The 13,302-nt window shown below is 37.7% G+C and carries 8 protein-coding genes, 1 pseudogene and 1 riboswitch; of the genes and pseudogenes, 2 read left to right on the top strand and 7 right to left on the bottom strand.

Features of this window, described 5'->3' with window-relative positions; genetic code table 11:
• Window positions 1-278: 278 nt before the first annotated feature.
• Together JIN86_RS02545 and JIN86_RS02550 are read right to left on the bottom strand one after the other, a co-directional pair.
• A pseudogene (locus JIN86_RS02545) lies at window positions 279-1,076 on the bottom strand (ribonucleotide reductase N-terminal alpha domain-containing protein); the annotation flags it as partial.
• 200 nt (window positions 1,077-1,276) lie between these two features.
• A complete protein-coding gene (locus JIN86_RS02550; protein WP_009370193.1) occupies window positions 1,277-2,107 on the bottom strand; it encodes a lipoate--protein ligase family protein in 831 nt (276 codons plus the stop codon).
• Window positions 2,108-2,317: 210 nt separating this feature from the next.
• Here JIN86_RS02550 and JIN86_RS02555 point away from each other — a divergent pair, with 210 nt between their 5' ends.
• Window positions 2,318-2,704: a rhodanese-like domain-containing protein gene (locus JIN86_RS02555; protein WP_004231073.1), complete on the top strand. Its 387-nt coding sequence runs from the start codon at window positions 2,318-2,320 to the stop codon at window positions 2,702-2,704.
• Window positions 2,705-3,248: 544 nt separating this feature from the next.
• A riboswitch (glycine riboswitch) is annotated at window positions 3,249-3,325 on the top strand.
• 164 nt (window positions 3,326-3,489) lie between these two features.
• Window positions 3,490-4,827, top strand: coding sequence for an amino acid permease (locus JIN86_RS02560; RefSeq protein WP_004231071.1), 1,338 nt, complete (start codon window positions 3,490-3,492; stop codon window positions 4,825-4,827).
• A 33-nt stretch (window positions 4,828-4,860) separates the two neighbouring features.
• Here JIN86_RS02560 and JIN86_RS02565 read toward each other — a convergent pair whose 3' ends face one another.
• From JIN86_RS02565 to JIN86_RS02585, 5 genes are all read right to left on the bottom strand, one after another.
• Window positions 4,861-5,826, bottom strand: coding sequence for a glutaminase (locus tag JIN86_RS02565; protein ID WP_004231070.1), 966 nt, complete (start codon window positions 5,824-5,826; stop codon window positions 4,861-4,863).
• A gap of 69 nt (window positions 5,827-5,895) precedes the next feature.
• Complete coding sequence (locus JIN86_RS02570) at window positions 5,896-7,311, bottom strand: M20 family metallopeptidase (RefSeq protein ID WP_004231069.1); 1,416 nt, start codon at window positions 7,309-7,311, stop codon at window positions 5,896-5,898.
• 19 nt (window positions 7,312-7,330) lie between these two features.
• Window positions 7,331-8,551 carry an MFS transporter gene (locus JIN86_RS02575; RefSeq protein ID WP_004231067.1) on the bottom strand — a complete coding sequence of 407 codons (1,221 nt, stop codon included), beginning with the start codon at window positions 8,549-8,551 and terminating at the stop codon, window positions 7,331-7,333.
• Between the two features lie 304 nt (window positions 8,552-8,855).
• On the bottom strand, window positions 8,856-10,157 hold the full coding sequence (locus tag JIN86_RS02580; protein WP_009370191.1) for a hypothetical protein: 1,302 nt from the start codon (window positions 10,155-10,157) through the stop codon (window positions 8,856-8,858).
• Window positions 10,158-10,310: 153 nt separating this feature from the next.
• Window positions 10,311-13,157, bottom strand: a complete 2,847-nt coding sequence (locus tag JIN86_RS02585) for a hypothetical protein (RefSeq protein ID WP_202341205.1) — start codon at window positions 13,155-13,157, stop codon at window positions 10,311-10,313.
• Window positions 13,158-13,302: the final 145 nt, after the last annotated feature.

Consider the following 13,302-nt stretch of genomic DNA (forward strand, 5'->3'; position numbering starts at 1 on the left):
CTAGCGTGTTTTCGATGGTCGTTGAACCTTCCCCTTTAAAAGGAGCTTGGCTGCTGATTGTCTTTATCCCACTGCTATTTTCAAGCATTCACGTTTACCGTTTCCGATTACGTTGTAGCTAGCAGTGCATTTATAATGCGTTTTTTAACATTTTCATGTGGTTGTATCGCATCATAAACATCCATATTTCCCACCTCGATTAAAGTGACAATATTTCCGTTAAAGAGTTTCCAGCAATTCACGAGGTTTGTTTACGCAGAAGCACCTAGATTATGCTTACCTCTGCGGCTACCACCTTGTTCGACAAGATGAGTCAGCTTCGCAATATCATCTAACCATGAGACAGATCCAGATGATTTACCGTTTACACCACGAGCTAGCGTGTTGCGTGGACGTAAAGTTGAACCATTTGTTCCTACACCACCACCACGGCTCATAATTTCCATTACTTGCTTACGATGATCACTGATCCCTTCACGAGAGTCAGCGACAAATGGCATCACGTAACAGTTAAAGAAAGTTACATCTGTTTCAGAACCTGCTCCATAAATTACGCGCCCTGCAGGGATGAATTTTAAAGAGACTAATTGCTTATAAAATTTCTCAAACCACTCTTGGCGTTTTTCTGGTGTTTTTTCAACAGCAGCAAGACCTGTTGCATTTCGTTTTGCAATTTGTTCATAAAATATCTCAAGAGGCTTTTCTAACACGTCAATTGAACGCGTAATCACACCCGTTTCTTGCTCTTGCGGATCGTCTAATGCGCTACGATAATCTTCTTCAATCAAAATCTCTGCTGTTTTTGTAGACATATCCAATTTTTGAATTGTCCCTAAACCACGTGCAGGAAATTTCGGATCAGCTTTTACCGTTAATACAACAAAGTCGCCAGCTTTCAATGTTTTCTTTTCTGTGTCTTTAAACGAATAGCGATCGATCATGACAAGTCTCGATACACCTTTGTGTGTAATATGCATATCAGATGTTACGGGGTGTACCTGCGGGAATTGTTCAATATCCTTGTTTAACTGTTCAAATTGATTGTTTACTTCGGGTTGATGATTTGTGAGTACCATCGTTTTGCCTCCCTTATTTTCTTCATTACAAAATAAATACACAATATCTCGTGTTGTTAAACACTACATATTGTGTATATGTCTTTAAAAAAGATACTATATATAGTTTTTTAATTCAACTCTTGCTTTTTTTAATAGATTCAGAACTACTTGTTATGACTAGGATTAAACGTTAAAAAATATTTTTTTCATACCATTTTTTACTTTTTAAAGTTCCACTCATCTGAAGCATATTTTTTTTCTTCTAAAGCTCGGACATATTCTAATTGCTCCTCAGAAAGTGTAAATGGTTTTAGTTCAATTTGCAACGATTTTGCAAAGCCATCTCTAAAAGCTGTCACACATTGTTCAACTGTCACTGGCTCTTTTACAAGACTGTTGATGGCAACAGCCTTTTCTGGTAGCTTTCTACGCATACGATTCTTCGCTTCTTCACTGGAGAAATTAAATACAGATAATAATTTCTCTTGATCTAAATCTAATAAAATGGCACCATGCTGTAAAATGACACCCTTTTGACGCGTTTGAGCACTTCCAGCTATTTTTTTCCCTTCTACGACAAGTTCATACCAACTTGGTGCGTCAAAGCAAACAGCACTTTTTGGACTCTTCAGATCCGCTCTTTTTTCCTCTGTATCAGGTACACTAAAATAGGCATCCATACCCAGGTTATGGAAACCTTGCAAGATTCCCTCACTTAACACACGATATGCCTCTGTTACAGATTCTGGCATATTCGGATAGCTTTCTGTCACGATGACACTATAAGTTAGCTCATGTTCATGTAGGACAGCTCGTCCACCGGTTGGACGACGAACAAAACCTAAGCCTTGTTCACGCACGGCATCTAAATTAATATCTCTCTTAGCTTGTTGAAAATACCCAATGGATAATGTCGCAGGCTCCCACTCGTAGAAACGAATTACTGGTGGAATTAACCCCTCACTATGCCAATCAAGTAATGCTTCATCTAGTGCCATATTAAAAGAAGGACTACATTTCCCTGAATTTAAAAAATACCAAGTTGTCATATGTTCATCTCCTACAAATATACTGATCCATCAGGCCCCACCCGTGGGTCAACTTGAACGAATATTATGCTACAATTCAAATTGCAAACAATTGCTTGTGAAACGAAAAAGGCGAATTCACTACAACCTAGTTAATTTTATCAAACTCATTGGACTATCGCTAGCGCATCTTTTATAATAATAGAGAAGATAGAAAGGGGTAAGAAAATCTTGGACATACTTATCACAATCGGTGTCGTTTTAGTAGTCACAATTGCATATATCGGAATTAATGCACTACGACTCAAAAAAGCCGTAACCAACCTAACACAAGAGCAATTTATTGAAGGCTATCGTAAAGCGCAGCTGATCGATGTTCGTGAGCAAAAGGAATTTGATGCTGGTCACATTCTTGGTGCACGAAATGTTCCTTCGACAACACTACGTCAACGTTATAAAGAAATCCGCCCAGATTTACCAGTATATCTATACTGTCAAAATACAGGCCGTAGCTCACGTGCTGCACTATTTCTTAAAAAACGTGGGTACAACCAAATTTACCAACTTCAAGGTGGTTTCAAAACTTGGACAGGTAAAATAAAAGCAAAAAAATATTAATGCTCCCATCAAAAGAAGTCGTCTCAAAGTACTATGAGACGACTTCTTTTTTAAAAAATTCAGAGTTTCTACTATATTATATCTATTTCGAATGATGCTGTACGAGCTTTTTGTATATTAAGTCTGTGATAATATGTTGGATAGAAAAAATCCAGCAGTAAAATGAAATATAGTCCCCTTTTTGATACCAAGTCTACTTTGAACGAGTTTCACTACTTGAGTCGGGTCCTCATCAAAATGAGCGCTTTAATACTCTTTTGGAGAAGGTTTCTCATATGTTTGAGCGCTTCGATAGCTATAACCAAGCGAGCTTCCAATAATCCACCTCATATTTAAAAACCCCTTCACGAAACACTTTGATGACCAAAAATACTATTTTTCGTTAGAGATATACCAGTTATGAACCCTATTCTTCTATTTTTCTGAAAATAGCTAAAGTTTATTGTTGAATAATTTTAGAAGCACTGTTAGGATGTATAATATCTTACAATAATAATTGAATATCAAGTTAATAAGCTATGAATGCTATGGATCAAACTATAGCAGGAGCAGTTCTGGAGAGAGCGCACATTGCGTCGCCGAAGGGTTCACTATCTCAGGCAAAAGGACAGAGGAGTAATACGCTTTTATAAGCGATGCTACATAAAATATTTTACCTATTTCATGTAGACATCTGCGAGTAAATGGTATTTGTTATTCTGACGTTTTTCCGAGACTAGTGTTACAACTAGTCTCTTTTTATTTTTCCAGTCATAGTTTTTTATGCATCTTTGAGGGGGATTAACGTGGAACAGCAACAATTAAAACGAGATTTAAAAAATCGCCATGTGCAGCTTATTGCCATTGGTGGAACAATTGGGACTGGTTTATTTTTAGGCTCTGGGAAAGCCATTGCCTTAGCAGGGCCTTCGATCATCCTAGCTTACTTAATTGTAGGGACAGCGCTATTTTTTGTGATGCGTGCCTTAGGTGAATTATTACTATCCAATGCAGGCTACACTTCATTTACGGATTTTGCATCCGAATACATAGGGCCTTGGGCAGGTTATGTAACAGGTTGGACATACTGGTTCTGTTGGATTATGACGGCGATGGCAGACATTATTGCGGTGGGGGTTTATACACAATATTGGTTTGATATCCCACAATGGGTGCCAGCCATTGGTTGCCTCGTATTGTTATTATTACTAAATCTATTAACTGTTAAGCTTTTTGGTGAGCTAGAATTTTGGTTCGCTATTATTAAAGTTATTACGATTGTAGCGCTTATTATTATTGGTCTTTTTATGTTAGTAACTGGCTTTCAAACTAGTTCAGGAGCAGTATCAGTTGATAATCTGTGGGCACATGGAGGCATGTTCCCAAATGGTATATACGGCTTTTTAATGGCCTTCCAAATGGTTGTCTTTGCATTTGTTGGGGTGGAATTAGTGGGGGTTTCAGCAGCTGAAACAGCAGATCCTCAAAAAAATATTCCTTCTGCCATTAATAAAATTCCATTTCGTATTTTGCTTTTCTATGTAGGGGCATTATTTGTCATTTTATGTATTAACCCATGGTATGAGATGTCTGCTTCAAGCAGCCCCTTTGTCCAAGTGTTTACATTAGCAGGTATCCCGATTGCTGCTGGTATTATAAATTTTGTTGTGCTTACTTCAGCGGCTTCAGCAGGTAACAGTGGGTTATTCTCCACAAGTCGGATGCTCTATAATCTTGGTAACAATAAACAGGCATCTCCAGCATTCGCAAAACTCAACAGAAACAGTGTACCAAGTAATGCACTCGTTATTTCCGCTATTGTTGTATCAATTGGTGCTCTGTTAAGTAAGTTGATGCCAGAGAATGCCTTTAGTGTTGTGACGACCATTAGTGCAATTTGTTTTATATGGGTGTGGAGCATTATCATCATTTCGCACATCATCTACAAACGAAAAAAACGCGCTTTACATGAAGCTTCCATCTTCAAAGCACCACTGACACCTTTTATCAACTACGTTGTGCTTGCGTTTTTTGCCTTTTTATTAATGGTGATGTTTATTTCTGAGGCTACGCGTACAGCACTGCTGTTAACACCAATTTGGTTTATCGCTTTATTTATTATTTATAAAATGAAAAAAAGATGACTTCAGACTAATCGCTGAAATCATCTTCACTTATTAAAAAATAGTCATATCCCATTCTGTTGCTAGCTGTTTTAGCAACTTTACACCTGCCACACTGTTTCCTATTGGATCAATCGCTGGTCCGTAAATTCCAATACCACAGCCAGTAGGAAACGGTGAGTGCAGACCTGCATGCCCTGGAACAGCCGCAAGAATCGCGCCTGATACACCACTTTTGGCAGGAAGGCCGATGAATGCCGCGAACTTCCCTGAGGCATTGTACATACCACATGTCACCATCAAGGCCTTCGCTAATTTTGCCACTTGTTTAGGGAATAGCTGTTTCTTTAACAGTGGGTGATAGCCATCATTCGCAATAACTAGGCCAATCATGGCTAAATCTGATACATTGACTTCAATTGCACATTGCTTCAAATAAACCTCAAGCGCCGCTTCTACTGGACAATCTAAGAACCCTGAATCCATTAAGTAGTAGGCTAATGCTCGATTACGATTAGCCGTATGCCACTCTGACTGGAATACTTCTTCATTGATACTTAATTGCTTGCCGATGATTTGTTCTAAAAATTGTAGAATCTTTGTGACCTTCTCTTGTGGAGAATGACCAGCCAACATGGAGGATACCGTAATAGCTCCAGCATTAATCATCGGGTTAAAGGGTTTACCTGGCTGATGACTTTCTAAGCGAATAATTGAGTTAAAGGTATCTCCTGTTGGTTCAACATCTACTCTTTCTAAAACATATGGTAAGCCTCGATCCATACAGGCTAAAATAAAGGTAATGACCTTGGAAACGCTTTGAAGGGTAAATAGTTCTTCGGTATCTCCCGCTTTGATTTCGTGGCCTTCAGTCCCAACAATCGCCACAGCTAATTGGTTGGGATCTTTTTGGGCTAAAGCAGGGATATAACTAGCGCATTGCCCTTCTTTGGCAGTAGCACGATACTGTGATACCCACTGTGTTAAAAGTTGATGCTGATGATTCGGTTGTGTTGACATGTTGTGTTCTCCTTTCAAAATGAGGCAAAAACAGAGCCTCCATAGTTCTCCTATGAAGACTCTATCCCGTTAGCGCTTAGGTGGCTGTGTTCCCTCTGGAATTAAAGATTGATATGTTTCACCATCAAGACGTTCTTGCCATTCCTTTTTCGCTTTTTCAATATATAGAGGATTATCCAGCAACGCTAAGGCTGTACAAGCCATAATTTTAGCAGCCTGTAGCATTCCTTTATGCGCTATTGGGGTAACTCCCTGAGACACTACCTGCCATGTATGTAATGGTGTCCCTAATGCCATGCATACAGTTGTACACTGCACGGTTGGTACGTTCCAGCTAACATCTCCAACATCTGTAGAGCCACCCATAATAAATTCAGGTAGCATGCCTGGAACATGATTAGCAATCACTTTTCCTTGTAATAGCTTGGCATCTTCTTTACGCAAGCCCACTAATGAAGCTGCTTGTACTTCTGGTGTAAACGTATTGAAAATAGCCTGCGCATACTGTTCATCCTCTATTGTATAGTCTGGCATACCGATTTCAAGTATTTGTTGATACATCACATCATAAAGTGTTTTATTTGTAATAAGACTCGAAGCAGCACCTTCAAACTCAATGTCCACTGACGTCCCTGTCATCATTGTGGCTCCCTTTGCAATGTTCTCAACGCGCTGATAAATTTCCTGCACTTGCTGCTTTTTAGGTGCCCTAACTAGATACGTTACCTCTGCATATGGTTGAACTACATTTGGCGAAGTCCCGCCTGAATTAGTAATGGCATAATGCACACGAGCTTCTGGAATGATGTGTTCTCGTAAGTAGTTTACCCCAACATTCATAAGCTCAACAGCATCTAAAGCACTTCGTCCAAGATGTGGTGCAGCTGCGGCATGAGCACTTTTGCCCGTAAACTTAAACGTTGCTGCATAGTTTGCTAGAGAACTACATGTCATCACAGTCGAAAACGTACCTGGATGCCAAGAGATCGCGATATCAACATCATCAAAAAGGCCAGCCTTTGCCATATAAGCTTTACCAGATCCATTCTCTTCTGCAGGACAACCGTAAAAACGGATTGTTGCTAACTGATGATTTTGCTCTAAATAATCTTTTACAGCAACAGCAGCTGCGAATGCGCCAGTACCTAATAAGTTATGACCACAGCCATGTCCGCTTCCACCATCCTCAAGAGGCTCATGTTGTGTTGCCCCACCTTTTTGACTCAAGCCTGGAAGCGCATCATATTCACCTAAAAAGGCAATGACAGGCTTGCCAGAACCATAAGTTCCAACAAGCGCTGTTTCAAGACCAGCAACACCGACTTGTGTTTGAAAACCCTCTTTTTCTAGTGCCTGTTTCATATATTCCATCGATTTCTTTTCTTGAAAATGAAGCTCGGGCACAGCCCAAATCGCATCGCTTAATGCTACTGTAGCTTGCTGTTTTGCTTCAATTAACGTTGAAATTTTTTCATGATAACTCATATGTGTCCCTCCAATTTCATTATGCTTTTAACAATGTTCCTTTTTGGTCGTTTAGTGTGACAAGCGACACAATACAGATAAGCGCAAAGCCAATTAACATCCAAAAGGCTGCATCAAAGGAGCCATTAAAGGCATCAACCATAAATCCAATTGCCATTGGTGTAACAAATCCTGCTAATTGTCCACCTGTATTAGCGATCCCCATTGCAGAACCTGTGATAGAAGAAGGTAATTTCTTGAGTACAATAACAGGTAGTAATGTAATGACAAACGCAATAAATATCGACACGACTGTTTGGTAACCAATAAATAACGACACTGTTTTGGCAGTAAACATTAAATACAATAAAAGACCAATGACTGCGCAGGAGATGGAGCCTAACACCTTCTCCATACCTTTTGGTAGCTTATCAATGATATAGCCACTACCATATACACCAATTATCGTTGTAATGGCAGGTATTGTTTGCGCCCAACCAATGGACATTAAATCCAAGCCTCGATTTTTTTGAAGATATGTTGGAATCCAAGAAACTAATCCCCAGTTCACTGCATAAATACAAAAATAAGCAATGATTAAATTCCACATTAGGGGTGTTTTCAATAATTCTTTAAAATTCACTTTGTTCGTAGTATTTTCTGTTCCAGCTATAGCTGCCTCATCTTGTGGGAGTTTAATGTATTTCCAATATAAAAAGGCAATTATTGCTCCAATTGCCCCAATAATGATAAACATCATACGCCAGCCAATCGTTCCCAATAAATAAGCAGCTAGTAAAGGGACGATGAGTGAAACAATGCCACCAGAAGTAAGCATAATGGACATCGCTCTACCTCTTTCCTCTTTTGGGAAAATCGTAGCAATAATTTTAGAGCTTGATGGCTGAAATCCACCCTCACCAATGCCAAATAAAAAACGAATCACAATCATCGCTGTTAAAGACCACGCAATAGCTGTTAGACCCGTAAAAATAGACCACATAATAACAGCCATCAATAAAACTCGTTTTGCGCCAAATTTATCGGCCAGCCAGCCACCCGGTATTTGCATAATGGCATAGCCTAAAAAGAAAGCGCTTAAAATAATACCCGTAGAAGATGCATCCAGTTGCAAATCCCCTGTAATCGAAACCACTGCATAGTTCATAATATAGCGATCTAAATTCCCTAAAGACCAGCCTAAAAATAAAAGTGCAAGGATGACATTTCTAGATTTCTTCGTTATTTCATTTGTTGTCATTTATATCCCTCCCATATATAGAAATCCTCTCTTTATTGCCACGACTATTCTTGAATATGTTTGCCCCCTTGTCCTTAAATCCCCTTTTATATACCGACATTTTCGTTATATATTCGTATAATAATCAAAGTTCAATAAAAAGACAAGATTTTTTTGAAAATTTCTAATAGATAATCGTCTTCGTAAATCCATATTATTTACCTAAATAACCGCTGAATTTAGTGATTTATCAGTATTTAAGGCTTCAAAAAGCATAAAAAAATGTCCCACACCATTTATTGGTTTGGAACATTTCTGTAATTTTTCAGACAAGTTGATACATTTTAATAGGTCTGCCTCGGGTATGCTGCAATTCTTCCCCACAAATTCTCGCTAAATCTACATTACATAAATCTGCTACGATTCGTTGGGCATTTCTCTCGCTCATTTGCAGTTGTGTCGCTAAATCCTTTGTCGTAAAATGCTTCCAATGCATTTTTTGTACAAGTGCATGGATTTTCATATAGGTTTTAATACTAATATTCCCTTTTTTTAGTTTTTCTAAAATATAAGGGTCTTCTGCTCGGTAGGAATAGGATAGCTCTTCTACATTCCCTACTGATTCAATAATGGTGCCATCATCCTGTATCATCACGATGTCAATAGCCTCATTTTTCTTCGTCTGTCTTAGTCCTCGGTGAGCATGTAACTCAGCATTGAACACTGTTTGAGCAAAGCCAATGCCTGCTGTCACCTTTGTCTCCATTTCAATCGACAACTGATACATTTTTTCCTGTAAAAATCGTATTTGCCCTTCAATGGCACCTCTTGTACTAAAAATCGTATATTTGCCATTCCCCTCTTCAATAAGAGAGCCATCAATCTGTTCACAGAGCTGTAGTAGATTTTCCTTCGTACGCAATTCTAAATATTGAATACGATAGCCTTGCTTCATGCGCTCTTTTAATGAATCGAAGTCCTTAATTTCAAGCATGACTGCACCAATTTGTGTCTCTTTGTAATAGGACGTTTTGATCTTCTCTGTAAAAAGTTGAACTGTATGATAAATTTCTGTTTTTGTCGGGGAAACCCAATAAGATGGAACTCCTCGTTTCTTCAGCTCTTCATCTACAGAGGGATAACAAGTAATCGCAAAATCAATTTTGCCCGACTGCCAAAGACTATAGTGGAAATCAAATAGCTCTTGTGGATCAATAGCGACATCAAATTCTTTTAGATACATATGATGGACATTATGCTGAATCTCTGCAAGACTTTCTGAAGCCATTTGAGAAGGCGAAGGAATAATATCGATACTAACATTTTCTATAAACTTTTTTTGCTGATAGGATTGCTCTAAAAAACCCCGATAAATAGCCGCTTCGGAAAAAATAATATGGGTCAATTTATCTTTGGATACATTCGTTTGACTGGCAAGCTTATAAGGGATGTAACCAGAAAACAACCAGAAATCGACAGCCTGATTATGTGTCTCCACAAGATGCTTTGTTTCCGTCGCCATTTCATATATATACGGAATAAATTCCATATCCTGTTCGATTTCTCGTGCTAAGGCAATAATTCTTTCAACGGATTGAATGGGACCAACAACACCTATTTTATACATCTTTTGTTCCTACCTTCTTTGTGAAACTACAATCTTTATGTAAAAAATTTCTTCCTTTGTTGTACATAGTATAGCGGACAATCAAATTACTAGACAAATCTTATGTATAAAGAAAAGCCTCGAAAATTGTTCGAGGCCATCTGAAAGTAGCAATTATTGCTCCGTTGGATACATGTTTGTATAGAGTAACTCTAATCTTTTAGAGAGCTTTCCATAGGCTGTTTGCCACGCTTTACGTGCAGCATCATTACTGCTCCCTGCTGGTTCGTATATAGCATGCACCTCTTCAACCTTCTTCAAATCACCCTCTGCTTGTGTGAGCTTCGAATAATTTTTAACAACCTTCTTATCAGCATCACTCAGAGCATCATAGGCTTTACGGATTTCACTTACTTTCTCCTGTAAACCATTGATATATTCACCTTTTACAAGAAGTGAATTGATGGATTCAATTAATGACAATGCATTTTCATTCGTTTGCTGTTGTCCTTTTTGCTTATCAATAATCAATTGTCTAGTTCCTGCATCAATCAGGCTCACTTGTTTAGATGTAAGCTTTTCATATGCCTTGATCACAGTGCTTGGATTTGAAGCAAAGGATTTCTCATAGGTCTTCATAAAGCTTTCCACTTTTTTCACGTCTGCAAGCGCAGTTTTTAAAATATCATAGTTCGTAATCAGTTTTTTCTCACTTGAACTAAGGCTACTATATTGTGTAGAAAGATTTTTAATACGTTCAATCGTTACGACATAGAGATTATTGGAAACAATTGTGGCAATATCATTATTTAACTGTGTAATTTTCGATGCATTTTCATCTATATTTTGATTTTTTAATAAAGCTTCATATTGTTCTTTTGCTAAATGCTGCTGATTCGCAGGTAATTTAGCATAAGCTTTTTGCACTGTTTCAATTTTTTTAGCCTTTTTCGCAGCATCTGTTTCTTCTCTAGCAGTCTGTATTTTTTTATAGAAGGATTTTACACCTGTAATATCCTTATTTGCTGCTGTTAATAAATAATAATTTGTCACGTATTTTCTTGCAGCTGAAGACAATTTTTTATAGGATTCAGAAGCTGTATTAACAGCGGTTTCTAATTGATTGAATGAATATTTCGTAACATCCGCAAATTTGGCAATATCCGCCTTTAACAACTCTGCTGCTGCTTTATCTGTAGGCACTTTACCATTGCCATCAACTGAAATCTTTGGCGTGTTTAGTAAAAATTCTTCAGCATTATATACAAGTGATTGCTGTAAATTTGTAAGATTATTATAAGCCTTTAAAGTACTGGTATAGCTTGAATTAAGTTTACTTTCCGTTACACCAGTTGTTGCAGATAACTTTTGATAGGCATCCATATCTTTAATTACTTTTTCAGCTGCTTTTAAATCTTTCTGTAAGGTAACAAGACTATCGTAGCCAATAATTTGTGCTGCCGAGGCTTTCGTTAAGCTCTTATACTCCTTAATCATTTGATTAACATTATTGACATGACTTTGCCATGAACCAGCAGACGGATTAAACGGATAGACATCATCGCTAATATAGCTATCTATCACATTATTTAAATTTATAATTTGGCTTTCTTCTGCACGTTCTGCTGTAGTCAAACGCTGCACATACACATCTGGCACTAACTTTAATTGTTTATATGTTAATTTTTCATAGGCTGTACGGATTGATTTAGCAGTCGTCACTTGTTTATTAGGCGTACTATTTGTAGCTAATTTATCAAATGATTTAATGAATTGCTCGACCTTTTTAATATCCGATTTAGCCTCAGACAAAATTGCTTGGTTTTGAACAGCAGCTCGGTAGCTTTGTGATAATTTCTCAATATCTGCTTCGATTGTCTTCACGCTTGCTTGTAAGGAATCAACATCAGAAGCTACATACTTCACAAGTGAATTCTCATAAGATAATAAATTAATAATAGCTTGATTGAGTTTTCTCACTTCTTTTATCTCTTCAAGATCATTTGGCTCGTTTAACAGATTTTTAATGCCCGTATATAGGGTCTCACCTACATCTAAGCTACGCTGTAACAGATCTAGCTTATTATAAGCATCTTCTAGTTCCTTTATTTCTTTTTCATTACTAGTCTCTATTTTGCTCCATTTTTCATTTAACTTAGTTATTAATTCAACATCAGCAAGTGCTCGCTTTAAGACATCATAATTAGACACATTACCTTTAGCTGCTGCTGATAAGGATTGATAGTTTTTTTCTAGTTCCGCAACTTTAGCACCAAATTCTGCTATGCTTGATACATTGTATTTATTATCATTGACCAGTAAAGCTTTAATCTCTTTCGTTAAAGTATCAGTGGGTTGTTTAGAGACCGTGATGGTATCAGATAGTTTAGATTCCGCAAAGGAAAGACCCACGTTTGCTTTGACAGTGACAGCAATATTTTTAATATCCTTTTCAATAGCATCCTTCGGAATCGTATATGTACTACCTGAAGCACCCTCTATGATGGTAAAGGAGTTATCACCTAATTTATAAAACCATTGATAACTATATGTAATTTGATTACTTTGCAATTTTGCACCTTTCTTATCAGTTACAGTAATACCAGCTACTTTCACTGTTTCTCCAGGTGCTACAAAACCAGCGGATTGACCTTCTAACGTCGGAATGGTGATATCGAGCTCTAATGGCTGAATAGTGCGCGGTGCACTTTTAAATTTTTTACCGTCTGTCGTAGTTGCTTCCACAAAAACGCTTTTTCCAGCTGCTTCAACAGGCACTTTTAAGGAAATAGATGTTGCTCCAGAAATGGGCTTATTTGTTGAACCCTCTTCCCCAGTAATTTCCTCTAGATAATACCATTGATAGGCATTGACGATACTATCATTTGGTAATTTTTCTACTTTTAATGTTGCGTTGACAATATTATCTCCAGTGACTGAAACTGTTTCGGCCGCACCTGCTACAGTGGGAACAATAAGTGCAACAGGAATAGCTGCTGTTAAAAATAATTTTTTATTCAAATCTATTGACCTCCTCAATCCTTCTCCTGATTATATCGGTCATATGGCCATAATTTCCTTGAATATTAGGTAAATACTCCAAAAAGTGCATTTTTTCCTGATTTACTATTTACCAAATGATATTTTTTTGATAACATTTTATCAT

Source organism: Lysinibacillus sp. HST-98 (assembly GCF_016757845.1).
GTDB classification, from domain to species: domain Bacteria; phylum Bacillota; class Bacilli; order Bacillales_A; family Planococcaceae; genus Lysinibacillus; species Lysinibacillus capsici.

Coding starts and splice junctions, on each gene's coding strand:
- JIN86_RS02570 (WP_004231069.1), bottom strand. CDS start 7,311: ATGAGTTATCATGAAAAAATTTCAACGTTAATTGAAGCAAAACAGCAA.
- JIN86_RS02565 (WP_004231070.1), bottom strand. CDS start 5,826: ATGTCAACACAACCGAATCATCAGCATCAACTTTTAACACAGTGGGTA.
- JIN86_RS02580 (WP_009370191.1), bottom strand. CDS start 10,157: ATGTATAAAATAGGTGTTGTTGGTCCCATTCAATCCGTTGAAAGAATT.
- JIN86_RS02550 (WP_009370193.1), bottom strand. CDS start 2,107: ATGACAACTTGGTATTTTTTAAATTCAGGGAAATGTAGTCCTTCTTTT.
- JIN86_RS02575 (WP_004231067.1), bottom strand. CDS start 8,551: ATGACAACAAATGAAATAACGAAGAAATCTAGAAATGTCATCCTTGCA.